Below are 23787 nucleotides of genomic sequence, written 5' to 3' on the forward strand. Positions count from 1 at the left end.
AAAAATTTAGCGGATCGGTGTCCCGTAAAAACGGAACCGAAGGCAGCGCAGCTGAAAAATCGGCAGGTTAGCGGGGGAGAAGATTTCTGCTCACCGCTTCCATCTTTTCAATAATAAGCGGCAGAATGTTTTCGCTTTTAGTCTTATCGATAAAACCGTCCGCCCCAAGGCTTGCCGCTTCGCGTTTGTTGTTTTCTCCGGTCATCGAGCTGTTGACGATGATGGGAATCGCTTTGGTCGAAGGGTTGCCTTTGAGTTTTTGAATGACTGTAAAACCTGACATTTCCGGCATTTCGATGTCGGTAATGATGGCGGGGATGGAAGCCGGATCCGGGTGTCTTGAGATGAACTCTACCAGATCTTTTCCGTTGTTGAAAATTTGGTAGCCGACATGGGCATGTTCGAAGATTTGACGCAGGTGGCGCTGTGCCGTTTTCGAGTCTTCGGCAATAAGAACGACGCCGTGTTTGAGTTTTTCCGGCAACGGAATCTGCTTGAGCGTCGAGGCCGCCTGATCTACGTTAACCATAGCTTGCGGAATAACGTCGGCGAGGAGCTTTTCGTAGTCGAGCACCAGACACAGGCTGCCGTCATCGAGTCGGGTATCGTTAATGACGAGGCCGTCTTCTCCCATCCGGTAGCTGTCCGGTGCGTGCATTTCATTCCAGTTCTTTTTGACGACGCGATACGCATACATGATCCGGATGCCGATAATGATACCGTTAAAATCGCAGATGAGGAGATTGGACGCTTTTTTCTTTTCGTCATTCAGCTCGACTCCAAGCCATTTGGGAAGATTGAGGATGGGAATTTGAAGTTCGCGTAAAACAATGGTCCCCTCCAGCAGCGGATGGGCACCCGGGATTTGTGTCAGGTAATGACGCTTGGCCTCGACAACTTCACGCGTTTTGAATACGTTGATGGCGTAAAAAGGGGATTCCTCGGCACCGTCAATTTTAAAAACGAGCAGCTGTACTTCGTTATTTTTGGCCAAATTCGTAGCGGCATCTACATGAGCTAAAAGAGACATTATTACCCCATTTGTTTTTAATGCTTTAATCATATCCAAATTCATCGGTTTTTTTTACTAAATACAAGGGTGCGCGATGTAAAATACCGTTAAACTAGCGAAGGGAGCGAGCATGCGTTTCGGGACAGTGGCGACATACGATGCGGTATTGGTATGAGTACAAAAACGACAGCATGCCCTTTGGACTGTTATGACGCATGCCGCGTGAGCGTGGATGAGGCTCATAAGCTGCGCGGAGACAAAAATCATCCCGTAACCCGCGGGTATCTTTGTCCGAATTTGAACCATTATTATGAGAACGAACGCATCACCGTACCGCGCCTGAACGGCCGGCCCGTGTCGATGGACGAAGCGATAACGGCCCTGACGGATGTTTTGCTGGCGAATAAGCCCCATGAAGTCCTTTACTTTCGTGGAAGCGGCAACATCGGCTTGATGCAGCGGAGCGTGGAACATTTTTTCGCCGGATATAAAGCGGTAGGAACTTCGGGATCGCTGTGTGACGGGGCCGGAGCGGCCGGAATAGAGTTGGGGCGGGGAATCAATTATGTTCTGTCGCCGCAGATGATCGAGAACAGCGAAGTGGTCGTTTTGTGGGGCCGTAATCCGCATGTCAGCCATTCACACCTGCTGCCGTTTTTGCAAGGCAAAACGCTTGTCGTCATCGATCCGGTCAAAACCGCTCTAGCGGAAAAAGCCGATCTGCATATTCAGATCAAACCCCACGGGGATTTGCATCTGGCATTGCTGTTGAGCCGTTTTGCGATTATCGAGGGTTTGCACGATAAAGAGTGGCTTGAAGAATATGCAAGCGAGTTTGAGGATTTTTATGAACTGACCCAGACGATTCGGATCAAAGCAACATTGGATGCGATTGATGTATCGTTGGGAGAGATCGGTTCCATGTTGGCGATGATCGGGGGGAAGAAAACAGCCATTCTCGTCGGTGTCGGGGTACAGAAATACCGTAACGGCGCCGATGTCCTTCGCGCCATCGATGCGTTTGGAACGCTTGTAGGACTTTTTGGAAAAGAGGGATCAGGGGTGAGCTATTTGGGAGACTCGATGCTGGGGATTGACAATCCGTTCGAGACGATCCGAAAGACGGTTTCCAAACCCACTGCCGATTTTTCAAAGTATAATTGTGTTTTCATTCAGGGAGCCAATCCGCTCTCGCAGATGCCTGATTCATCTAGAGTGAGGCGAATGTTTGCGGAAGCGGGATTCCGGGTCTATTTCGGATTGTACGAAAATGAGACGTCGCGTGCGGCGGATTTGGTGATACCCGCAAAGACTTTTTTGGAAAAAAACGATTTTCGCAGTTCGTACGGCGATTATACGTTGCAGGAAATGCCGTACATTACCTCAAGCGACATCGGAATCGGTGAATACGATTTGGCAAAAAGACTGTGCGACACGTTCGGAGTCGTATTGGAGAATGAAGAGCACTATCTGCACCATTTCAGGTCGCAAATCCTCTTAAACGAAGGGACGGGATACCGTCCGGGGATTCCCGATATTCCGTACGAAGAAGGATTCGGAAACGGAGAGTTCGTTTATCCCGATGAGATCGATGCGGGATTCAGCGCCGATGAGGGATTTTTTCTGATTACCGTTAAGCATGCGCGAGGTTTGAACTCGCAATTTAACCGTCCCGAAGGTGTCTATATCCATCCTGAAGCGGGATTTGAAGAGGGAACACGTGTGCGCTTGTCGTCGCCTTCGGGAGAAGTGACAATGCGTGTCCGGCTGGATGAACGGTTGAGGAACGATTGTATCCTGATCTATTCGGGGACGCCGGATGCGAATGTTTTGACGCCTTCCTTGCTCAGCTATGAAGGGGAGAGCGCCGTATATCAAGAACATAAAATAAAGGTAGAAAAATATGACTAAAAATTTTGATAACTATGTATTACCGACATATAGCCGACAAAACGTCAGTTTTGTGAAGGGGAAAAATGCGGTTTTGACCGACAGCGAAGGAAAAGAGTACGTTGATTTTGCCGCCGGTATCGCCGTGTGCAGCGTCGGGCACGGTAATGAACGTCTGAGCAAAGCAATCTGCGAACAAGCCGGCCGCCTCATTCATGTCTCCAATCTGTATATGATCGAGCCTCAGGCCGAGTGCGCCCGCCGCATTGTCGAGCTAAGCGGCTACGACATGAAATGCTTTTTTGCCAACAGCGGTGCGGAAGCCAACGAAGGGGCGATCAAAATTGCCCGCAAATACGGCGAAGAGCACGCTCAACCGAAGCGGTATAAAATCATTACGCTGGAACATTCGTTTCACGGCCGTACGATCACCGCGCTCAAAGCAACGGGACAGGAATCGATGCACAATTATTTCGGGCCGTTTCCCGACGGTTTCGTATACGCCAAAAACATTGATGAAGTCGAATCCCTGCTGGATGATCATACCGTCGCGGTCATGATCGAACTGGTGCAGGGAGAGGGCGGCGTTCAGCCGCAGGACCGCCAAAAAGTTCAGGCACTGGCCGCATTGCTCAAATCACGCAATATTTTGCTGATGGTCGATGAAGTACAGACGGGGATTTACCGTACCGGAGAGTTTTTGGCCTCCAATCTTTACGGTATTGAGCCTGACGTCATCACGTTGGCCAAAGGGCTCGGCGGAGGTGTTCCTATCGGCGTTGTCATGACAGGTAAAAAAGATATTTTTGCTCCCGGCGACCACGGCTCGACTTTCGGCGGCAATTACCTCTCAACGGCAGCGGCCAATGAAGTCCTTGACATTCTTGACGAGCTCAAACAAAGCGGCGAACTTGACCACATACTGATCTATTTCGAAGAGGCACTGGCACGTTTCGCTGCAGCTCATCCTGCTATCTTTCTTGAACACGTCGGGCTGGGCATGATGCGCGGGTTGCGTGTGGCCGATGGCGACACGCTGGGCAAAATCATCACTGCGGCGCGCGAAGCAGGTGTACTTGTCCTGAAAGCCGGACGTAATACGCTGCGTTTCCTCCCGCCGCTGACGATTACCAAAGAAGATATCGACGAAGGATTTGTACGCCTTGAAAAAGCCATGGCAACCCTGTAAGGCGACCGATGCGCTTCAGTGACTATATGCACGACTGGCTTTACGGAGAACAGGGGTATTACGCTTCTTATCATCCGATCGGCAAAAAAGGGGACTTTTATACTGCGGTCAGTACGTCGAAGTTTTTCGGCGGCACGATCGCCAACCATATCCTCAAACGGATCGACGAGGGGTTCTTGCGTACCGATTCGCTGATTTGCGAAATCGGGGCGCACCACGGTTATCTGCTCGCCGATATCATCGAGTTTATCCATACGCTTCGCCCACAGCTGCTGCAGACGCTCCGGTTCGGGATTGTCGAGCGCTTTCAAGCGTTGCAGGAGGCTCAGAAAAACTATTTTGACGAATCGTTCGGCAATGCCGTCGAGCTTGAACATTACAGCGATTTGTCCGAATTGGACGAAACCTGCACCTTTTTCGTCGCAAACGAGATTTTCGATGCATTTCCGTGCGAACTTTTTTACAAGGGGAAAACGGGACGGGTCGAAAACCACGCGGTTAAGTTTGAGGAAGACGATCCTGAAATTACCGCTATGGCTGAAAAATATAAGCAAGATCGCGGGGAAATTGCGCGAGGATACGAGTCGTTTGCGCATGCGATGAAAAACGCTTCCAAGCGTTTTGAATTTATGAGTTTCGATTACGGAGAATTGGAGGCACGGAGCGATTTTTCGATCCGTGTTTACCGTGAGCATCAGGTTTATCCTCTTTTCGACGAAACACTGGATCTCGCCGAAGTGTTCGCACAAAGCGATATTACCTACGATGTCAATTTCACGCATGTCAAAGAGGCGTTTGAAGGCGAGGGGATCGCGTGCGCGCAGTATGCAACCCAGCTGGTCGCTCTCGTCGAAATGGGGATACTCGATCTGCTGGCGATATTAAAAGAGCATGCGGGCGAAGAGATATACAAACAAGAACTGGAAAAAGCAAAAATACTGATCACCCCCTCGCTGATGGGAGAACGGTTTAAGATGGTACGGTTTGTGAAGGAATAAACAATGGTCAGACGGGTTTTTGCCGCAGCGTTAATGTCGGTTTTGTCATTAAACGCGGGGGCTTTGCACGACGCGGCGTTTGAGAGTGACCGCCAGGCGATGGAACGTCATCTTCGAGAAGGACATAAGGTGGACGAACCCAATGCGGCAGGCCTCAGTGCGCTGCATGTGGCAATCAAACTGAGCGATACGAAGATGGCGGCATATTTGCTCGAATGCGGTGCCGACATCAATTTTCAGGATAATAACGGCAATACGCCGTTGATTCTGGCCGTTAAGAAAAAAGACCTCGAACTTGTCACCTTTGTCGTGATGCGCGGGGCGGATGTTAATCTGGCGAATAATGACGGGATCACGCCGCTGCATCAGGCGGCATTCAGCGGCAACGAGAAGATTGTTGATTTTTTGCTCAAAGCCAAAGCCGATCCCCATCTGAAAAACAATGACGGTGCGACCGCATACGATTTTGCGGTTGCAAAGGAATTGTTTCAGATCGCCCAACTGATAAAAATGTCGATGTAGGAGAGACAATGCAGATTAAAGTAAACGGTGAAATACGTTCGATCCATGAGAATACGACGCTGCTGGACCTGATCCGCTCGTTGGGATTGGAAACGAAAGTCATGGCGGCGGCGGTGAATATGCAGATCGTCAAACAAGGCGCGTGGAGCAATGCGGTGCTGCATGAGGGCGATACGGTCGAATTGCTCGATTTCGTCGGAGGCGGGTGATTTTTTTTTTGGAATTCTGAACCGATCCTGAGATCGGTCCCCCTCTCCCTAGCCTTGTGAAATTTTTTAGTCTTATACGTTAAGATGATAGGTGATACTTTCGTTTTCAGGAGGATCGCAATGCTACATCAACTTATGACGCTTCCTTTTTCACCTTCGGCTTTAGAACCTCATATTTCCGCGGAAACGCTTTCCTATCATCACGGCAAACACCATGCCGGATATGTCAATAAACTCAATACCCTTATTGTTGGGACCGAGTATGCTGAGAGTGCGCTGGAACACATCGTGAAGTATGCAAGCGGTCCCGTGTTCAACAATGCCGCCCAAATCTATAACCATGATTTTTACTGGAACGGATTAAGCGGAAGCCAAACGGCGCCATCTACCGAACTTTCGGGCTTAATCGATCGTGATTTCGGATCAATGAACGAGTTCAAAGAGGCCTTTTTGAGTGCGGCTGCAGGGATTTTTGGTTCGGGCTGGTCGTGGCTTGTGATCACAAAAGAGGGAAAACTGCAAATCCAGACGACCCCAAATGCCGATACGCCGATACGGCACGGGCAGATACCTCTGCTTACCTGCGACGTGTGGGAACACGCCTATTACATTGATTACCGCAACGGACGGCCCGATTATCTGGAACATTGGTGGAAAGTAATTAATTGGCATTTCGCCTCAAGCAATCTTGCCCGTTTTGAGAAAGATCGCTATGAACAGCCGTGCAATCAAAATGACGATGTATGCGATTATGTCGATACAATGCAGGCAAATGAGCGTACCCCTTCATAACGACGGGTTTACGCTTCTCAAGCCTGGTGGGTTTTGAGCAGTTTTTCGTATTTCGTTTTGAGCAGGAGGAATTCTTGGTTCAGATCCTCATACGCTTTTTTGTAATCGATTTCATCCGCATCGCTCACAACTGCTTCAATTTTCGGCTGAGGAGCGGCAGGAACACAACGGACGTAAAGCGTTTTTTTGCCGTTTTCTTCTTTTTCGATACTCTTTAGCTCTCCGTTCATGGTTTTTTTAACAACGTTATGAATGCTGAGCCGATGCAATGCCGCGTATTTTTGCACGGTGATAAACTCTTCCATACAGAAACTCCTATAATACGATTTTACGGACGATGATGCCGCTGAGGTAGGCAGAATTCGGGATATTGAGGATATAGGGATGATCTTCGTCAGCCCGAAGTAGTTCGAGTACTTCCAAGGGGACGCCCGCTTTGGCAGAGGCTTCACGGGCAATGTCGAGGAGGGCTTCCTGCCCGATATGGTGCGAACACGAGAAGAGTGCGACAATGCCGCCCGGTTTGGTCAATGACAGCCCTGCCGAAAAGAGAAATTTGAACCCTTTGATCGCCCCTTCGGCCTCTTTTTTGGTTTTGGCAAACGGCGGCGGATCGAGGAGGACGCAGTCGTAGCGATTCGGGGTCGTTTTCTCCAGAGTGAGAAAATCAAACGCATCTTGCTTGATGATGTCGCAGGGTGCGAAACCGTTGAGGGTCAGATTATGGCGTACTTGAGTGAGTGCGTGTTCAGAGAGGTCGACGAAACGGACGTTTGCTCCGTTACGAAGCGCGTACAGACCAAATCCGCCTGCATTGCAGAAGACATCGAGGACGTTCATTCCTTCTTGGATGTAGTCCGAAGTGATTGAACGGTTGCGCCGTTGATCGAGATAAAATCCCGTTTTTTGTCCCTCATGCAGATTTACACTGAAGCGGACGCCGTTTTCGGTGATCGTAACCGATTCGTTGACGTCGCCGTAGATCACGCCGTTTCGGGTCTCAAGCCCCTCTTTGGTACGGACTTTGGCATCGGACTTGTCGATGATCCCCTGAGGGTTCAGAACGCTGACGAGAGCATTGATAATGGCGCTTCTGTGGCGCTCCATCCCCAGCGTATTAATCTGAACGGCAAGGTATCCGTTATAGACATCCACGATCAGCCCCGGAAGGAAATCGGCTTCGGAGTGGATGAGGCGGTAGGCATCGGCACTCTTGGAAATACGTTCACGTTTGGCATGGGCGGTACGGATGCGCTCCGCAAAAAAATCTTCGTCGATCTCGCGTCGATCAAAAGCAAGGACGCGTACGGCAATCTGGCTTTTGCGGTTGAGATAGCCGCGCGCTAAAAATTCGCCGTTTGGGGCAAGGATATCGACGATATCGCCGTCTGCAATGTCATCCGGGGCGATCAGTTCGTTTTGATACACCCAGCAAAAAAAGTTTCGCAAGGTTCGGGCGGCGTTTTTGGTGACGGTTATGGCGTTCATGGGTATCCTCGTAATGATGCTCAAATGATAGCGTACAGGGGATAAGAGAGGGGTTAAGCCTTTTGTTTTTCGAGGGCCACGACGGCAATCGCATAGTCTCCGTCATGCGTGATTGAAACGCTGAGATGCCCGATTCCGAAAGTTGTTTTTACATGTGAAGAAAGATCAATAAGCGGCGCACCTTTCGGGCTTTTGGATAGGATGATATCGTGAAATCCGCATTCGGCTCCGATACCGCATCCGAGGGCTTTGGCACATGCTTCTTTGGCGGCCCAAAGACCAGCGAAATTTTGATAATTTTTGTACAAATGTATATCATTCTCAGAGAGAACTCGTTTGATGGCTCGATCGCCGAAACGCTCAACAAAGCGTTTCATCCGGTCGGTTTTTATGAGGTCGATTCCGATCATTGCACCACGAAATCGGTAAAGTAGATGTTTTTGACTTTTCCGTCTTTGAGGCGCATATTCAGCTCCTCTACAATCTGTTCTTTCAGTTTCTCTTTTCCTTTGATCGTCGAAATTTCTTCGAGCGATTTAGAGGAGAGAATACGGATAATGATATCCCGGAAGATCGGTTTTTTCGTATCGAGTTCCGGGCTGAGTTCTTCGCCTTCGATCTCAAGATTGATTTCGACTTTCAGATAGCGGCGGCCGCTCTCGGAAAGCAGGTTGACGGTAAAGGTATCAAGAGGGTACATCAATCCCACTTCCGTTAATGAAGAATCAGACACCCTTGCAGGTGCTGATTCCTCATCAGCCGTTCCATCAGTATTATGAGCCGCTGAAAGTTCTTTTTTAGCTCCTTCTGAGGATTCGGCAGCATCATCATTGCCCATCATCAATGCGGCAATCACCCCTCCAATAATCAGTACAAGTACCAATACGATGATAATAACAATCAGCAGGAGATTTGATTTTTTCTTTCCACCGCCCTCAGCGGTTTGTTCTTCTTCTTTTTCGGCCATCCGTTGCTCCGTTGCATAAGATAAATTATGTATATTGTAGCGAGAAACTTTTGAATTTTAGGCTTTGTTGGAGTAAACTTAGCAGATTAAAACAAGGATTGCTGTAATGATAGAGAGGTTACTGGGGTATATCGGTCATCCGTTTATCCGTTTTTACGAGACGATTGACAAATTCGGACAGTTTGTTTTGTTTCAGGTTAAACTTTTTGCGCTCTATCCGTACGTGTTCCGTCGCCCCAAAATCATCTTGACCCAGATCGATGTGATCGGGATGGGGTGCATGGGTGTCGTTTCCCTGACCGCACTGTTTACCGGAATGGTATTGGCGATACAGCTTTACAACGGTTTTCATCAGTTCGGAGCCGAGAACTTTATCGGATACACCGTTTATTTCTCGATTACGCGAGAACTTGGCCCCGTATTCGCTTCGTTAATGCTGATTTCGCGTTCGATCAGTGCTATGGCGGCGGAACTTGGAACCATGCGCGTCAGCGAGCAAATCGATGCAATCGATATATTGGGCGTGAATTCCAAAGAATTTTTGATCACTCCCCGGATTGTAGCGACGGTCATATCGCTTCCGCTGCTGGTCATCTGGTTCGATTTTATCGCGATCGGATCGGGGTATATGATTTCGACCGGCGTTTTAGGCATCAATCCGATTGTTTATCAGGATACGCTGATGCGGCTTGGAGAATTCGATGATATTATGACCGGAGTCATCAAAGCGGCGGTATTCGGATACATCGTCAGTGCGATCGGCAGCTATATCGGTTTTCATACTTCAGGCGGGGCACGGGGTGTCGGGCAGTCGACGATTTATGCCGTCGTTTATTCGGCTGTGGCCATTTTCATCGCCAACTATTTTCTCTCATCACTGTTTTTGTTTCTCGACTGGTAAGAAGGCAGCCCGCGCGGGCAACGAACGGTAAAAGCGCCGATTAATCGGCCAGATCGCTGAGGGGACGGAACTGATAGCTGTCGGGATCATAATACTCGATCCCCCCAGTCTCGATATCATAATACCAGCCGTGTATAAACAATTTGTCTTCTTCTACCAATTTTTTGACATACGGATACGTCAGCAGGTTTTCGATTTGCGTAACGATCGAGAGGTATTCTGTGGCACGGAGCAACTCGGTTTTGTCAGCGCTTTCACCGAGCGCGAGCATCGCCATTGTTTTTGCTTTTTCTCCCAAAGTAAGCCATTTGGCCGTATGAACCATCGATGTATCGCAGGAGCTTTTGTACAGCGCTTCGATCGCACCGCAGTGCGAATGGCCGCAAATGATGATCTCGGAAACTTCCAAAACGCCGACAGCGTATTCGATACCGGCAGCGGTCGAGTGAAAATCTTCATCGGGCTTGTACGGGGCAACGAAATTGCCGACGTTGCGGATGACAAACAGATCCCCCGGATTGGATTGGATAATCAAGTCGGGGATAACGCGCGAATCGGAACAGCCGATAAAAAGGGCGCGGGGATTTTGCCCTTCTTTGACCAGACTCAGCAGCTGGGCTTCGTGTTTTTTGAAATAGGTCTGTTGAAACGTTTCGTTACCGGCGACAAACTCTTTGAGAAGCTCGGCACTTTGATGCGAAGCGCTCTTGCTTAGTGACATTCTTCGATCCCCAGTTTTTTGATAATGGCTTCGAAAACATCGCCCCCTTCACGGTCGCAATCGTCGTGGTATTCAATCGTAATCATCCGTTTGCCGCCCGTCACGGCACCGCCGTAAATATTCGGTTTGATGGAACACAGAGGAGTACACATGTCGATCGCATCTTCGATCATTCGTTTTTCTTCATCAGTCGTATATGCCAGCGAAAGCTTAGAATACCGTTCTTCGGATTTATGATCGGCAAAAATGGAACACATCGGCATGTTTGATTCTCCTGATATTATTAGGTACGCAATTATACTCGCTTCTTGTTTAAAACCACTCGAGCAGTTTGTTTACTTCATCGATTTCGTAGCATTTGACTGCTGTTTTTTCGAGTGGTTTTTTCGGAATAAGCGCTTTGGTAATTTGCTGTGATGCGGCTTCTTTGAGACGCTGATCGAGCTGGTACACTTCGCGAATATCGCCGACGAGCGAGACTTCGCCGATGAAAACGGTCTCTTTGGAAATGGCGCGATTGCGGAAGCTGCTGATGATAGCGGCGAGGATCGCCAAGTCCGCGGACGTTTCGGTGATCTTGATTCCGCCGGTGATGTTGACGAAGACGTCATAGCTGTTGAGCGGGAGTTCGAGTTTGCGCTCGAGCAATGCCAGCAGCATATTAAGACGGTTGTTTTCAAATCCCGTGGCTTGACGTTTTGGATTCGGGGCGTGAGTGTCACTGACCAACGCCTGCACTTCAAGGACAATCGGACGGGAACCTTCCATTATGACGGTCAAGGCCGAACCGCTTTGGGCTTTGCTGCGGTTGAAGAAGCGCGAAGAGATATCTTTGGCGGACACGAGCCCCTCGGAACGCATCTCGAACACCCCGATTTCACTCGTGGGACCGAAACGGTTTTTAAATCCGCGCAGTATCCGCAGTTCATGGCTGCTGTCCCCTTCGAAATAGAGCACGACGTCGACCATGTGCTCCAGCACGCGCGGCCCTGCAATGGAGCCTTCTTTGGTGATGTGCCCGATAATGAAGATGGCGATGCGCCGCTCTTTGGCGATCCGCATCAGATCAAAGGTGATCTGGCGTACCTGGGTTACCGATCCCGGAGCCGATGCGATGGTTTCGGAGTAGAGGGTTTGGATGGAGTCGATGATGATACACTCGTACGGACGTTCGTGCAGTTCGCCGAGCACCTGTTCGAGCCGTATTTCGGCTAGTAGGTAGAGGTTGTCGACATTGGCCCCCAGACGGTTGGCGCGGAGTTTGATCTGTCCTTCGCTTTCTTCGCCGCTGACGTAGAGGACATTGCGGTTCTGTTTTGCCAGATTCGAGCCGATTTTGAGCAGCAGCGTCGATTTTCCGACTCCGGGGCTTCCGCCGATAAGGACGAGTGAACCGGGGACGACACCGCCGCCGAGCACCATGTCGAGTTCGCAATCATCACTGGTATAGCGTTCGGTTGTTTCTTCGACAATCTGGGTGATCTCTTTGGCTTTGGTACCGCCGGAGGGCGATGAGGCGGAGGTGAGTTTAATAATTTCCTGCTGTTGTTCGTTCAGCTCGATAAGCGATTCCCACGCACCGCAGTTGGTGCATTTCCCCATCCATTTGGGAGTAGTGAAGCCGCAGTGCTGGCATTCGAAGAGGGTGTTTTTTTTCTTGGCCATCGAAAATCCCGTTTTTCAGCGATTGTAACAGGTGCGCCCTTAAGAAGGGGTACAGAATAGGGTTCCGGAACGGTGGTGCCCCTCCAGCAGGTAGCTCTGTGCATCAGTGAGATCGTATCCGTTGCACAGAAACATTTTTTGCCCACGTTTCAACAAAAAATTTGCGGCGAGGAGCTTGGTGACGATCCCCCCCGTGGCGAAGGCGTTGTTGGGGGTATGGTCGGCGCAAAGGGCTTCGGCAGGGATCGCATGGACCTCTTTTAGAATTTTGGCATCGGGGAACTCTTTGGGGTTTTTGTCGTAATAGCCGTCGATGTCACTCAGGATCACGAGCAGATCGGCATTGGTGTAGTGGGCCACGTGTGCCGAAAGCTGATCGTTGTCGCCGAAAACCTGTTCGGAGGTTGTCGAGATGTCGTTTTCATTGACGATCGGGACGATTTTATGGGAGAGGAGGGTGTCGATGATCTCGGTGAAGATGGCGGTCCGTTTGCGCGAATCGAAATCCTCTTCGGTCAGGAGGATCTGGGAGGTCGAGATATTGTAGGTGTCGAATTTGCGTTTGTAGCTGCTCATCAGGATCGGCTGCCCTAACGAAGCGAGGACTTTTTTGCTGATCTGTTCCTGACGGTTGAGCTTGAGGGCCGAGTAGCCGGACGCGACAGCGCCGGAAGTGACGAGGACGACCTCATTTTGCTCCTGAAGGCGGGCGATCAGGGAGACGAGATTGAGCATCCGTTCCTTGGCGATCGCATTTTTTTCGGTCAATACCCCGCTTCCTACTTTGATAACGATTCTTGGCATGAAACCCCTTTGTGCCGGTTTGATTTCAGGATACAGCAAAAGGATTAACAGGGGTTAAACCGGCTGGGAGAAACCCGCCGGGGCAGAAAGGAGTTATTCGGCGGCGAAAATGGCGTCGAGGATGCCGTTTACGAACTCGTATTTGTCAAACGGGACCAGATGATCGGCCTGCTCACCGACACCAATGTAGAGGATAGGGAGCTTGAGGGCGTAGGCGATGCTGAACACCGATCCCCCTTTGGCAGTGCCGTCGAGTTTGGTGATGATGATCCCGTCGACTCCCACCATCTCGTTGAACGCTTTGGCCTGAGCGATGGCGGAGCTTCCCTGTGTACCGTCAAGGATCAAAACCTTTCGATGAGGCGCTCCGGCATGAGCTTTGTCGCAGATGCGGACGATTTTTTTAAGCTCGTTTCCGAGATTGGTCTGGGTGTGGAGCCGTCCGGCGGTGTCGATGATGACCTGCTCGAATCCCCGCGCTTTGGCCGATTCGATCGTGTCGTACGCCACGGCGCTGGGATCATGCCCCTGACGCGAGGAGACGATGGGGACGTCCAGTTTATCGGCCCATCGGGTCAGCTGCTCGATCGCGGCGGCACGGAAGGTATCGCCCGCACCGAGCATGACCCTCTCACCGTTGTTCAAATGACGTTGGGCCAGTTTGGCGATGGTTGTCGTTTTCCCCGCGCCGTTAACCCCGATGATCAAGGTGACGGTAGGTTTATCCGGATTGTCAGGCAACGTATTCTGGGCGAAACTGAGCGTTGCGAGCAGCTTGGATTCGAGCTGCTCGCGGGTGATATCATCCTGATATATTTCACGAAGGATGATTTCGACCAGATCGTATTCGACGTCGGCTTCAAGGAGAATGTTTTCAAGATCGTCTTTGGAAATCGTCGCTTTTTTTTCCGGCAGTACCGATGCGATGGCTTCCGCTGTCTTTTGCAGCCCTTTTTTGATAAAACTGAACATTCTTAACGTTCCAGCGCTTCGGCAATATCGTGATCGATAATCTCTTCTTGCGTCGCACCGGCATAGTGGGTGACGTATTCGCCGTTTTTATAGAGGACCATCAAAGGAATGGGAAATTGCTGTCCGACGCCTATCGTAGAGGCAATCGATCGGGCAAGCTCTTTGTTGTCGGCTTTGTTGCTGATCAGGTAATCGCCCCCTTTGAATTTTTCACGGAAAGCGATAAGATCGGCATTGCTTTTGTCGTCTTCGATCGTGATCCCCATAATGATGAGATCTTCGCCGTATTTTTTTTGCAGATTGCCAAGATGTTTGACCTCGGCTTGGCACGGGGGACACCATGTGGCGAAAATATCAAACAAGACGACTTTGTCTTTTCCCGCATCAAGGGTAAAATTGGTCCCTCGTTTTTCGACGATATAATTTTTCCCCTCCGTGTCCGTCAGAGTAAATGTAGCGGTCGAGACCATGGCATCTTCAGCCGAATCGTCGCCGCATCCTTGGAATAAAAGCGTTAAAGAGACCAAAGAGGCAAAAAAGAGAGAAAAACGCATCGATGTGCCTTTCATAATTGGATAAAATTAGGCTGATTATAACGAAGCAAAGGTAAAAAGTGACCAAAAGCGAGTTTAGAAGCGAGTGTACGCACCGACTCAAAAATGCGAACCGATCGACCAAAAGAATACGCGACGCAAAGGTGCGGCGGATGCTTCAAATAGTTCTAAAAGAACTCGGACCGAAACGTGTTTTGGCCTTTTGGCCGATGGAGTTCGAGGCCGATATCCGCAAATCGCTGACGACGATGCGCCGATGGGATAAAGTATATTTGCCGTTTATGGATGGCGTCAGTTTCAAGATGGTACCATTGAGATTACCGTTGGAACGTAAAGCTTTCGGGATTTACGAGCCTCGGGACAGTTTTAGAAAAATAAATTTAATTGATGTAGCTATTGTCCCCGCTATAGGGGTAGACGCCTCGCTTGGCCGGATCGGTTTTGGCAAAGGGATGTACGATCGATTTTTTCCGACCCTGAAAACCAAACCGTTTACCATTTTTATACAGTCATGCGAATGTCGGACAAACAGATTTTTATGTGACGATTATGATGTGCGATCTGATTTGTTGATTACCCCAAAAGGGGTCTATAGTATGAGGAAAACCCATGTTAAACGAACTACTCGTGGGGGGCGGCATAGCCATCTCCAGCGGTGTAGTCGGCTTTTTAATTTCGAAAAAGATTTCCGCCGCTCATTTTGATTTGTATCTTGAGCAGGCCAAAGCCAAAGCCAAAGCGATCGAAAACGAAGCGCAGATAGTGTTGGAACGTGCTTCGATCCGCTCGCGCGAGATCGAGAAAGAGGCCCAAAAACGGTACGATGAAACGTATCAACAGGTTAAAAAAGATTTAGCGGAGCGTGAAGACAGGATCAATCGGCTTGAGCGTGAGTTTGAAAACTTTCGGCAAAACGAGCAGGAAAAACTGGCGAATCAGCGCTCTGCAATCGATAACCGCCGACTCAACCTTGAGCGGAACGAACGCGCTTTGGAGAAATTAAAAGAAGACTACCGTCAAAAAAGCGATCAAATGCAGGTGATCGTCGAACAGCGTGCGGGACTTTCCGCACAGGAAGCGAAAACGATTCTTTTGGAGCAGATTCGCGAAAAAGAGCGGCTGGAGCTCGCACGCGAGATGCGGCTGCTTGAAGAACAGTCCAAAGATCAGCTTAAACGCAAGTCCGATTACATTCTGGCGCAGGCAACTTCCCGCTTTGCCGGAGAGTTTGCGGCGGAGCGGCTGATCAGCGTTATCCATCTGGATGACGATGAACTCAAAGGGCGGATTATCGGTAAAGAGGGGAGAAATATCAAAGCCCTCGAGATGGTAAGCGGGGTCGATATCATCATCGACGAAACGCCCAACGCGATTATCGTCAGCTCTTTTAACCAATACCGTCGTGCCATTGCGGCGAAAACGATTGAATTGCTGATTCAAGACGGCCGGATTCAGCCTGCCCGTATCGAAGAGGTGTATCACAAAGTCTGCGACGATTTTGAAGAGGCGATGCAGCGCGAAGGAGAAGACATTGTTTTCGAACTCGGGCTTAGCGGGATTCATCAGGAACTCGCGAAACTTGTCGGCCGGCTGAAATACCGCTCAAGCTATGGACAAAACGCTTTGGCGCATACGCTTGAAGTGGCGCATTTAGCGGGAATCATGGCATCTGAAATGGGCGGTGATATTAAACTGGCCCGACGTGCCGGATTGTTGCACGATATCGGTAAGGCACTGACCCAAGAAAGCGGCGGGAACCATGTCGACATCGGAGTGGAATTGTGCCGCAAGTACAATGAAGACCCAGTCGTGATCAACGCGATCTACGCGCATCACGGTTTTGAAGAGATCAAGAGCATCGAATGTGCGGCCGTATGTGCCGCCGATACGCTCTCGGCCGCCCGTCCGGGTGCGAGACGCGAAGTGCTGGAAAGTTTTCTGCGCCGCGTGAGCGAGATCGAGGAGATCGCGACCCAAAAAGCGGGCGTTAAGCAGGCTTATGCGATCAATGCGGGACGTGAAGTCCGTGTTATCGTCAATGCGCAGAGCGTCAATGACGATGAGACGGCGCTGATTGCCCGGGAAATTGCCGATGAAATTGCCCAGAAGGTGCAGTTCCCCGGTGAGATCAAAGTCAATGTTATCCGTGAAAGCCGCGTTACGGAGTATGCGCGTTAAACGGCCAATGCCGAGAGGAGAGAATCCTTCGGCTATTTGGCGATATCAACCTTCACCATTCCTCTTAAATCACCCATTTTATATCCTACCGCTTTGTCTTCGGGATACGTCGATTTGATCGCTTTAGCCAGAGGAGTATCGGGTGCAATGTCGCCGTGGCATTTGAGGCACGCTTCGTTGTTGATGAGCAGCGGTTTGTAATAGACCGTCGTACCGTTTGGCTGTTTTTTCACTTCATGGCTCGGAAGGCTCCGGCCGTTTTGAACCATTTTCTCCCATTTTTCCAGCAGTTCTTTGTCTTCACCTGCGGCGGAGTTTACCGGATTGCGGTTTTTGAGGCTGAGGCGTTTGATCTGTGTACCCGTCTCTCTGGCAACTTGATCGGTCAATGAGAGGGCATTGAGAGCGCAAAATTCGAGTGTTTTAACCGGGCCGTTTGATTGCATGTTGCTTTTAACTTCCCCTCCCAGTTTTTGGAGCAATGCGGCAGAGGCGGTTGAGCCTTTCGCAATAGCGTCTTCGTCGGAGACGGGAGAGGCGACGAGAAGCGAAGAAGTCAAGGTGAGAGTTATGACGGAGAAAATCTTCATTTATATATCCTTTATGTTATAACTATAATAATTCTAGCGAATATAAAATGATCCCTGCGTAAGGAGGTTAATCTAAGTAGTCCCCTTCAGAATCGTCATACGGATCGAGATGAATCAGCGGATGGACGGTGTGATCGGGAAACAGGTTTTTAAGGGCCAGTTCGATCCGGTCGCCTACCTGATGGGCATCGTAGAGGGATGTGCTGATGCTGAAGACGATATGGACGCTCAGATAAATGTCCGAACCCGAACGGCGGGTACGCAGGTCGTGATAACTGTTGATATCATACTGTGAATCAAGCAACGCAGTGATCTTGCCGACACTCTCGGCGTCCAGCGCAGCATCGAGCAGCATCAAAATTCCCTCTTTGATGAGCGGAAATGCCGAATAAATCATGTATACGGCAATCGCGATCCCCAGTATCGGGTCAATGAAAGCATAATCGGTAAAATAGATGACAGCCAGCGAGATCAGAACCGCTCCATTGCTGAAAAGGTCGGTTTTATAATGAAGGGCATCGGCTTCGATGACCATGTTTCCCGTTTTTTTGGCGACGATCTGCAAAAAGACGACCAAAGCGGCGGTAACGATCAAGGAGGCGATCATCACGCCGATCGATAAATCCAGCCTCTCGATCGGGCTTCCCTGCACCATTTTCGAAATGGCTTCATAAAGGATAAAAAGGGCAGAGAGGCTGATGATCGTCCCTTCGACGACGGCGGCGAGAGGCTCAAGTTTGCGCCGTCCGAAATTGAAATATTCATCGGGCTGTTTTTCGGCATTGTGCAGTGCATAGTAGTTAAACGTCGAGACGACCATATCAAGCAATGAATCGATCGCCGAGGCCAAGACGGCGACCGAACCGCTGATGATACCGACGGTCAGTTTGAACGTCACCAGCAAAAAGGCGACGGTAGTAGAGACGAGAGTGGCTTTTTTTTCGATACGCATTTAAAGATTTTAGCCTAATATCGCTAAAATTTTGACCTAAAGTTGAGGAGCATACATGGATTTGAACGCGATACGTGCCGAGCGCGGCAAATGGATGGAATGGAAAAATATCGCACCGCTGCGCGAAGCGATTGCGTCTCTGCCCGATTTCCATGCCGAATGCCTGAGCGAAAACACGGTCGCGCTGCGCAGTGACCAACCGATTGACATGGCAAATCTCGAACGAATCGCTCGGATGATGATGCCATGGCGGAAGGGGCCGTTTGATTTGTTCGGTCTCTTTATCGATACCGAATGGCGCAGTGATCTTAAATACAATTTTCTCCGTCCCCATTTCAATCTTCGGGGCAAAAAAGTCGCCGATATCGGGTGCAACAACGGGTATTATATGTTCCGTTTCCTCGAAGATGCCCCGGCCAAAGTCGTAGGATTCGATCCTTCGGCCCTCTTTAAATCGCAATTTGATCTGATCAACCGTTTTGCAAAAACGGACATCGTATACGAGCTTCTCGGCGTGGAACATTTACCTTATTACGAAGAAAAATTCGACGTTATCTTCTGTCTTGGGGTGTTGTACCATCGAAGCGATCCGGTTGCCATGCTTAAAGGACTTCGGCAAGGGCTGGAGGACGGAGGCGAAGTCTACCTCGATACGTTTATCATCGACGGGGATGATCCGGTTGCCCTCTGCCCGAGCGAGAGTTATTCGAAAATTTCCAACGTCTATTTTGTCCCGACACTCAAAGCCCTTGAAAACTGGTGTATCCGTGCCGGCTTTAAAGAATTCGAGGTATTGGGAACCGTAGTAACAACTTCGGACGAACAGCGGCGTACGGACTGGATTGAATCGCAAAGTCTTGAAGATTTTCTCGATCCGGCCGATAATAGCAAAACAGTAGAAGGGTATCCCGCTCCCAAGCGGGGATACGTACGGATTAAAAAAGGATAACCTTGGCCAAAGAATCATTAGAAACCCCGAACATGGATGTGTTACAGTCTGTTTCCAATCCTCAGACAGCGTTAAATACGCATGAAAGAATCAACAGCTCATTCAGCGGGTATATTGTCAGATTAGAGAGCGGATACGCGAAGGTTTCGTTGGAAACGAGCGATGTTATGCGAGCAGACGAACTGGGTCTCGTGCACGGAGGGTTTATTTTCAGTGCAGCTGATTTTGCGGCTATGGCGGCAGTGAATGAACCCAATGTCGTATTGGCATCGTGCAATTGTCTTTTTCTTGCCCCCGTACGATCCGGTGACATCGTCACCTTTGAAGCGACGGAGCATCAAAAAGAAGGACGCAAACGCAATGTTACCGTACGCGGATTCGTCCATGAGATCAAGGTGTTCGAAGGGGAGTTCAAAACCGTCATCACCGAGCGCCACGTTCTGCGTCTGGATTTGATGAAAAACGTCGATTAGGCCCTCAAACGGCTCTTAGCCAGTAGTCTACGTTGCGTTGCTCGGCTTTGACGCTGGTGGCACCGCCATGCCCGGGATAAAGCGGTTTGTCGATTGTCCATAAGGCAAATTTTTTAAGGCTTTCACGCATTTGCTGCGCATCGGAATAAGGGAAGTCCCATCGTCCGATCGATCCTTCGAACAAAAAATCCCCGCTGAAAATTACATCGTCGATCTCGATCATCGAACATCCCGGGCAGTGTCCCGGAAAATGGTGAAACGTCACGTTGATCCCGCTGATGTCAAACGACTGGTCACCGTCCACTTCGACATCGGGCGTCGAGGGAGGAAGCCCCGGCATCCACGAACTGGTGCTTAGAAGCATGACGTCCCCTTTGGGGGTGTAGAGGGGAACGCGCAGTTTTTCTTTGAGCTCCTGATTGCTCCATACGTGGTCGAAATGACCGTGAGTGTTGAGAATGGCGACGGGATTCGTAACATTCGCCATGACCCATTCGGTAGCCCCCATTCCCGGATCGATAATGATCTCTTTGCCGTCGATTTTCACGATATAGCAATTGGTTTGATAATCGCCCATAGGACGTTTGAGGATTTCCATGCAGTGCTCTTTTTTAGTAAAATTTTAGCATAATTGGCCACATGGAACTCTACGCAACACTGGAAACACTGCTCACCGCACCGATCCCCTCGGAGAAGATCGCGTTATTTCGGGAATTCTACGAGGCATACCGTGAGGGGAAGATAACACGCAACCCTCAAACGGCTCCCGCCGTTTTTGATGAACCTTCCTATTGCGGCTTTTGCACCGTTACCGATCCCAAAGAAGTACCGCGCCGAAATAACCTCAAAACAGCGCAAGGACAGATATTGCTGCTTCACGCCATTGCCCACATCGAATACAGCGCGATCGATTTGGCGCTCGATGCGGTATACCGATTCCGGGAAGCGGGAGAGTCGTTTGAACAAGATTGGCTGGTCGTTGCGGACGATGAGGTACGCCATTTCGAGATGATCGAGGCTCTTTTAAACGAACTCGGGAGTTTCTACGGAGAATATCCGGTGCACGATGCGCTGTTCGAAGCTTCGATGCGTACGTTGAATTTTACCGAGAGGATGGCGGTCGTGCCGCGTTATCTGGAAGCCAACGGGCTGGATGCGACGCCGCAGATTTTGCGAAAATTGTATCCGTGTCGCAACGATCCGATGATCCAAAAGATCATTGCCGCACTTCATATTATTTTAGATGAAGAGATCGACCATGTCCGAAAAGGGGACCGGTGGTTTGAGGCCGCCTGCAAAAAAGAAGGGAGGGATACTTCGTGTTATTTCGAGATCATCGAACGCCATTATCCCGGAAGTTTTCCCCGTAAAATCGAGATCAACTGCGAAGCCAGACGTCAGGCGGGATTTGAGAACGGGGAACTGGAGAAAATTTCATTAAACAAATGTTGACAATCACGGTGTCAAATTACGTTATAATGCAAAATGTTAATTTTACGGTAAGGTTTGTAAGTGGGCAAGTACGCGTTAATCAGCGAGTATCTGACGCAATTTCTGGATCAAGAAGTTCGTAAAACAGGGCTTTCCAAAGTCGTCGTCGGACTCAGCGGCGGGATCGATTCGGCAGTGGTTGCGGTGTTGGCGCACCGTGCATTCGGCGATGATCTGCTGTGCGTCAAGATGCCCTCGCACTATTCTTCCCAAAGCAGCCTTGACGATGCCGACGAGCTTTGCCGGGTTTTCGGTCTTCGTTCCGAAACGCACAGCATCGAGCCGATGCTGCGTGCGTACGAACATGCGGACATGTCTTCGCTCCGGATCGGAAACCTTTCGGCGCGCTTGCGGATGGCGACACTGTTCGATATCTCCGCACGCGAAGGAGCCTTGGTTCTGGGAACGAGCAACAAAAGCGAGCTCATGCTCGGATACGGAACGCTCTACGGCGATCTCGCCAGCGCCCTTAATCCGATCGGTGATCTGTACAAAACCGAAGTTTTCGAACTGGCACGCTATTTGAAAGTGCCCGAATCGATCGTTTCCAAGCCCCCGAGTGCCGATTTATGGGCAGGGCAGAGCGACGAAGCGGAGATTGGCTACCCCTACAGCGAACTTGACCGTGTGTTGAAACGTTACGTCGAAGAGCGGCATACAAAAGAAGAGATGGTCTCTGATGGAGAAAATCCGAATTTGGTCGATATGATTATCGAACGGATTTATAAAAATCAGTTCAAGCGCCGTATGCCCGTAATCGCCAAATTGACCTCCAGGACGGTCAATATTGATTTCAATTATCCCAGAGATATAACCCTATAAAAAGGAAATGCAGATGAATATCCCGTTTTATCGTGTCGAAGTCGGAGGAGATGAAAGAGAAAAAATTGACGAGGTACTGGACGGCGAAGCTCCCGATATCGTCAAAGATCTCGAAAGTGCGTTTGAATCGTATATCGGCGCTGCCTATGCACTGGCAACATCACACGGAACGGCGGCACTCCATCTGGCGATGCTGGCAATTGATCTGAAACGGGGCGACAAGGTGCTGTGCTCAATCAATGCATACCCTTCGGTACCTGAAGTGGTACGTCATTTTGACGCTGAACCGATTTTTATCGATATCGATCCGGACACGTTCAATATCGATCTGGAGAAGCTAGAAGCTTATCTGGGCGAAAACAAATCCAAAAAACTCAAAGCGGTTATCGTTTCTCACGTCGGAGGGCAGAGCGTCGATCTTGAACGTCTTTATGAGATTGCCAAGCAATACGACGTCAAAATCGTCGAAGATGCTTCCGATGCGCTTGGTGCGACCTATAAAGGGCAAAAAATCGGTTCAACCGGTGCGGATATCACCTGTTTCGATTTCAGCCCGCACCTGCGCCGTAACGTTTGCAACGGCGGAATGCTGGTCAGTGATGACGAAGAGATCATCGAACGTGCCCGTCTCCTTCGCAACCATGCGATGGTGACCGAGGATGAAGCGCTCGGATATATTTACGACGTGACCGATATCGGAAGCCAGTACATGATGAGCCCGCTGGATGCGGCGACCATTCTCGTGCAATTGGAAAAACAAGATGACATCATCGAGCGGCAGCGCGAGATCGCAGCCGTTTACAACGAACGTCTCGAAGGGGCGCCGCATATCAAACTCCCTATGGACAATGATGAGCATCCCTATTCGCTTTATATCATCAAAGTCGATAAAAACCGCGATTCATTTGCCCGTGAATTGGCTGCGCGGGGGATAGAGTGCGGACTTCATTACATACCGCTGCATTTGCTGAGTTATTATAAAGCAAAATATTCATTGCGGGTCAACGATTTTCCCGTCGCGCTGCGCAGCTATCAGCAGGTACTCTCAATTCCCAATTATGCCGCTCTTACCGACGAACAGGTCGATGAGATCAGCGACGCAATTTTGGATGTAGCTTCTACCCGGGTGTGAAACGTTTTTTTGCACGATGGGGGGAAGGGTATCTGTATCACCCTTCTTTGCTCCAAAAACTCCTTTCGTTACTGCTGTTGCCGCTAAGCGGCCTGTATTGTCTGGCGGCATATCTGCGTTATCGGCGCAGTGTTCCCTTATATTACGGTATTCCGGTTGTCAGCGTCGGCAACTTGAGTGTCGGCGGAAGCGGCAAAACGCCGTTGGTGATCGAGCTGGCCAGACATTTTTCCAAACCGGCAATCGTTTTGCGGGGATATGGCCGCAAAAGTCGCGGAATGGTCGTCGTCAAAGATCGCGATATTCTGTGCGATATTGCGGCAAGCGGCGATGAAGCAATGTTGTATGCGACCAGTTTGCCCCATGCAGTTGTCATTGTCAGTGAAATACGCGAGCGGGCGATTGCCGAGGCCAAAGCAATAGGATGCGATATCGTATTGCTGGATGACGGCTACGGAAAGCATACAATCGATAAGCTCGATCTTATTATCGACGTACAAACGCCCAACCCGTTTT

The 23787-nt window shown here is 49.9% G+C and carries 29 protein-coding genes; 15 read left to right on the top strand and 14 right to left on the bottom strand.

Going from position 1 to position 23787, the window contains the following annotated elements:
• Positions 1 to 67: 67 nt before the first annotated feature.
• Positions 68 to 1030 carry a chemotaxis protein gene (locus JU82_RS04185; protein ID WP_037946873.1) on the bottom strand — a complete coding sequence of 321 codons (963 nt, stop codon included), beginning with the start codon at positions 1028 to 1030 and terminating at the stop codon, positions 68 to 70.
• Positions 1031 to 1183: 153 nt separating this feature from the next.
• Here JU82_RS04185 and JU82_RS04190 point away from each other — a divergent pair, with 153 nt between their 5' ends.
• The 6 genes from JU82_RS04190 to JU82_RS04215 all read left to right on the top strand — a co-directional run bounded on the left by JU82_RS04190 (position 1184) and on the right by JU82_RS04215 (position 6612).
• Complete coding sequence (locus tag JU82_RS04190; RefSeq protein WP_037946876.1) at positions 1184 to 2923, top strand: molybdopterin-dependent oxidoreductase; 1740 nt, start codon at positions 1184 to 1186, stop codon at positions 2921 to 2923.
• Positions 2916 to 4091 (top strand): aspartate aminotransferase family protein, encoded by a 1176-nt coding sequence (locus JU82_RS04195; protein ID WP_037946878.1) that lies wholly within the window; start codon positions 2916 to 2918, stop codon positions 4089 to 4091. Before JU82_RS04190 ends, JU82_RS04195 begins: the two co-directional genes overlap by 8 nt.
• An 8-nt stretch (positions 4092 to 4099) precedes the next feature.
• Entirely contained in the window at positions 4100 to 5089 is a 990-nt protein-coding gene (locus tag JU82_RS04200) for an SAM-dependent methyltransferase (protein ID WP_037946880.1), read from the top strand.
• 3 nt (positions 5090 to 5092) lie between these two features.
• Positions 5093 to 5611 carry an ankyrin repeat domain-containing protein gene (locus JU82_RS04205; RefSeq protein ID WP_294892117.1) on the top strand — a complete coding sequence of 173 codons (519 nt, stop codon included), beginning with the start codon at positions 5093 to 5095 and terminating at the stop codon, positions 5609 to 5611.
• A gap of 8 nt (positions 5612 to 5619) precedes the next feature.
• Positions 5620 to 5820, top strand: coding sequence for a sulfur carrier protein ThiS (gene thiS / locus JU82_RS04210; protein ID WP_037946882.1), 201 nt, complete (start codon positions 5620 to 5622; stop codon positions 5818 to 5820).
• Positions 5821 to 5940: 120 nt separating this feature from the next.
• Entirely contained in the window at positions 5941 to 6612 is a 672-nt protein-coding gene (locus tag JU82_RS04215) for a superoxide dismutase (RefSeq protein WP_294892118.1), read from the top strand.
• Between the two features lie 17 nt (positions 6613 to 6629).
• Here the strand turns inward: JU82_RS04215 and JU82_RS04220 are convergent, their stop codons facing one another.
• The 4 genes from JU82_RS04220 to fliL are packed head-to-tail and all read right to left on the bottom strand — an operon-like array spanning position 6630 to position 9067.
• On the bottom strand, positions 6630 to 6917 hold the full coding sequence (locus JU82_RS04220; RefSeq protein ID WP_037946884.1) for a hypothetical protein: 288 nt from the start codon (positions 6915 to 6917) through the stop codon (positions 6630 to 6632).
• A gap of 10 nt (positions 6918 to 6927) precedes the next feature.
• A complete protein-coding gene (locus JU82_RS04225; RefSeq protein WP_037946886.1) occupies positions 6928 to 8100 on the bottom strand; it encodes a class I SAM-dependent rRNA methyltransferase in 1173 nt (390 codons plus the stop codon).
• A gap of 53 nt (positions 8101 to 8153) precedes the next feature.
• Positions 8154 to 8510: a holo-ACP synthase gene (acpS, locus tag JU82_RS04230; RefSeq protein WP_037946888.1), complete on the bottom strand. Its 357-nt coding sequence runs from the start codon at positions 8508 to 8510 to the stop codon at positions 8154 to 8156.
• Positions 8507 to 9067: a flagellar basal body-associated protein FliL gene (gene fliL, locus JU82_RS04235; protein ID WP_037946890.1), complete on the bottom strand. Its 561-nt coding sequence runs from the start codon at positions 9065 to 9067 to the stop codon at positions 8507 to 8509. The genes acpS and fliL overlap by 4 nt, the downstream gene beginning before the upstream one ends.
• Positions 9068 to 9173: 106 nt before the next feature.
• On the opposite strand from fliL, the gene JU82_RS04240 reads away from it, so the two are divergent.
• The gene (locus JU82_RS04240) at positions 9174 to 9968 is read left to right on the top strand and encodes an ABC transporter permease (RefSeq protein ID WP_037946892.1); all 795 of its coding nucleotides are present in this window, start codon (positions 9174 to 9176) and stop codon (positions 9966 to 9968) included.
• Between the two features lie 40 nt (positions 9969 to 10008).
• Here the strand turns inward: JU82_RS04240 and JU82_RS04245 are convergent, their stop codons facing one another.
• The 6 genes from JU82_RS04245 to JU82_RS04270 form a co-directional block, all read right to left on the bottom strand.
• A complete protein-coding gene (locus JU82_RS04245; RefSeq protein WP_037946895.1) occupies positions 10009 to 10689 on the bottom strand; it encodes a carbonic anhydrase in 681 nt (226 codons plus the stop codon).
• On the bottom strand, positions 10680 to 10952 hold the full coding sequence (locus JU82_RS04250; RefSeq protein WP_294892119.1) for a hypothetical protein: 273 nt from the start codon (positions 10950 to 10952) through the stop codon (positions 10680 to 10682). The genes JU82_RS04245 and JU82_RS04250 overlap by 10 nt, the downstream gene beginning before the upstream one ends.
• A gap of 49 nt (positions 10953 to 11001) precedes the next feature.
• Positions 11002 to 12354: a DNA repair protein RadA gene (gene radA / locus JU82_RS04255; RefSeq protein WP_037946898.1), complete on the bottom strand. Its 1353-nt coding sequence runs from the start codon at positions 12352 to 12354 to the stop codon at positions 11002 to 11004.
• Between the two features lie 39 nt (positions 12355 to 12393).
• A complete protein-coding gene (proB, locus tag JU82_RS04260; protein ID WP_037946900.1) occupies positions 12394 to 13158 on the bottom strand; it encodes a glutamate 5-kinase in 765 nt (254 codons plus the stop codon).
• A 93-nt stretch (positions 13159 to 13251) separates the two neighbouring features.
• Positions 13252 to 14130, bottom strand: coding sequence for a signal recognition particle-docking protein FtsY (gene ftsY / locus JU82_RS04265; RefSeq protein WP_037946902.1), 879 nt, complete (start codon positions 14128 to 14130; stop codon positions 13252 to 13254).
• 2 nt (positions 14131 to 14132) lie between these two features.
• Positions 14133 to 14684 (bottom strand): TlpA disulfide reductase family protein, encoded by a 552-nt coding sequence (locus JU82_RS04270; RefSeq protein WP_037946904.1) that lies wholly within the window; start codon positions 14682 to 14684, stop codon positions 14133 to 14135.
• 59 nt (positions 14685 to 14743) lie between these two features.
• Between JU82_RS04270 and JU82_RS04275 the strand changes: the two genes are divergently transcribed.
• Positions 14744 to 15388, top strand: a complete 645-nt coding sequence (locus JU82_RS04275; protein WP_037946906.1) for a 5-formyltetrahydrofolate cyclo-ligase — start codon at positions 14744 to 14746, stop codon at positions 15386 to 15388.
• Entirely contained in the window at positions 15294 to 16862 is a 1569-nt protein-coding gene (gene rny, locus JU82_RS04280; RefSeq protein ID WP_294892120.1) for a ribonuclease Y, read from the top strand. The genes JU82_RS04275 and rny overlap by 95 nt, the downstream gene beginning before the upstream one ends.
• Before the next feature lie 32 nt (positions 16863 to 16894).
• On the opposite strand, the gene JU82_RS04285 is transcribed toward rny, so the two are convergent.
• Both JU82_RS04285 and JU82_RS04290 read right to left on the bottom strand, forming a co-directional pair.
• Complete coding sequence (locus tag JU82_RS04285; RefSeq protein ID WP_294892121.1) at positions 16895 to 17452, bottom strand: DUF3365 domain-containing protein; 558 nt, start codon at positions 17450 to 17452, stop codon at positions 16895 to 16897.
• Positions 17453 to 17519: 67 nt separating this feature from the next.
• A complete protein-coding gene (locus JU82_RS04290) occupies positions 17520 to 18404 on the bottom strand; it encodes a cation diffusion facilitator family transporter (RefSeq protein ID WP_037946909.1) in 885 nt (294 codons plus the stop codon).
• Between the two features lie 55 nt (positions 18405 to 18459).
• On the opposite strand from JU82_RS04290, the gene cmoB reads away from it, so the two are divergent.
• Both cmoB and JU82_RS11725 read left to right on the top strand, forming a co-directional pair.
• The gene (gene cmoB / locus JU82_RS04295; protein ID WP_037946911.1) at positions 18460 to 19353 is read left to right on the top strand and encodes a tRNA 5-methoxyuridine(34)/uridine 5-oxyacetic acid(34) synthase CmoB; all 894 of its coding nucleotides are present in this window, start codon (positions 18460 to 18462) and stop codon (positions 19351 to 19353) included.
• Between the two features lie 167 nt (positions 19354 to 19520).
• On the top strand, positions 19521 to 19826 hold the full coding sequence (locus tag JU82_RS11725; protein ID WP_294892122.1) for a hotdog domain-containing protein: 306 nt from the start codon (positions 19521 to 19523) through the stop codon (positions 19824 to 19826).
• Positions 19827 to 19830: 4 nt separating this feature from the next.
• On the opposite strand, the gene JU82_RS04305 is transcribed toward JU82_RS11725, so the two are convergent.
• The gene (locus JU82_RS04305; RefSeq protein ID WP_037946915.1) at positions 19831 to 20424 is read right to left on the bottom strand and encodes an MBL fold metallo-hydrolase; all 594 of its coding nucleotides are present in this window, start codon (positions 20422 to 20424) and stop codon (positions 19831 to 19833) included.
• A 41-nt stretch (positions 20425 to 20465) separates the two neighbouring features.
• On the opposite strand from JU82_RS04305, the gene JU82_RS04310 reads away from it, so the two are divergent.
• The 4 genes from JU82_RS04310 to JU82_RS04325 all read left to right on the top strand — a co-directional run.
• Positions 20466 to 21278, top strand: coding sequence for a ferritin-like domain-containing protein (locus JU82_RS04310; protein WP_037946917.1), 813 nt, complete (start codon positions 20466 to 20468; stop codon positions 21276 to 21278).
• Positions 21279 to 21338: 60 nt separating this feature from the next.
• Positions 21339 to 22139 (top strand): NAD+ synthase, encoded by an 801-nt coding sequence (locus JU82_RS04315; protein WP_037946920.1) that lies wholly within the window; start codon positions 21339 to 21341, stop codon positions 22137 to 22139.
• Positions 22140 to 22152: 13 nt separating this feature from the next.
• Positions 22153 to 23271: a DegT/DnrJ/EryC1/StrS aminotransferase family protein gene (locus tag JU82_RS04320; RefSeq protein WP_037946923.1), complete on the top strand. Its 1119-nt coding sequence runs from the start codon at positions 22153 to 22155 to the stop codon at positions 23269 to 23271.
• Positions 23268 to 23787, top strand: a 520-nt coding sequence (locus JU82_RS04325; protein WP_037946925.1) for a tetraacyldisaccharide 4'-kinase, incomplete at its 3' end; no start/stop codon positions are given. The genes JU82_RS04320 and JU82_RS04325, both read left to right, overlap by 4 nt.

The sequence above is a fragment of the Sulfuricurvum sp. MLSB genome, from assembly GCF_000747095.1.
GTDB lineage: Bacteria > Campylobacterota > Campylobacteria > Campylobacterales > Sulfurimonadaceae > Sulfuricurvum.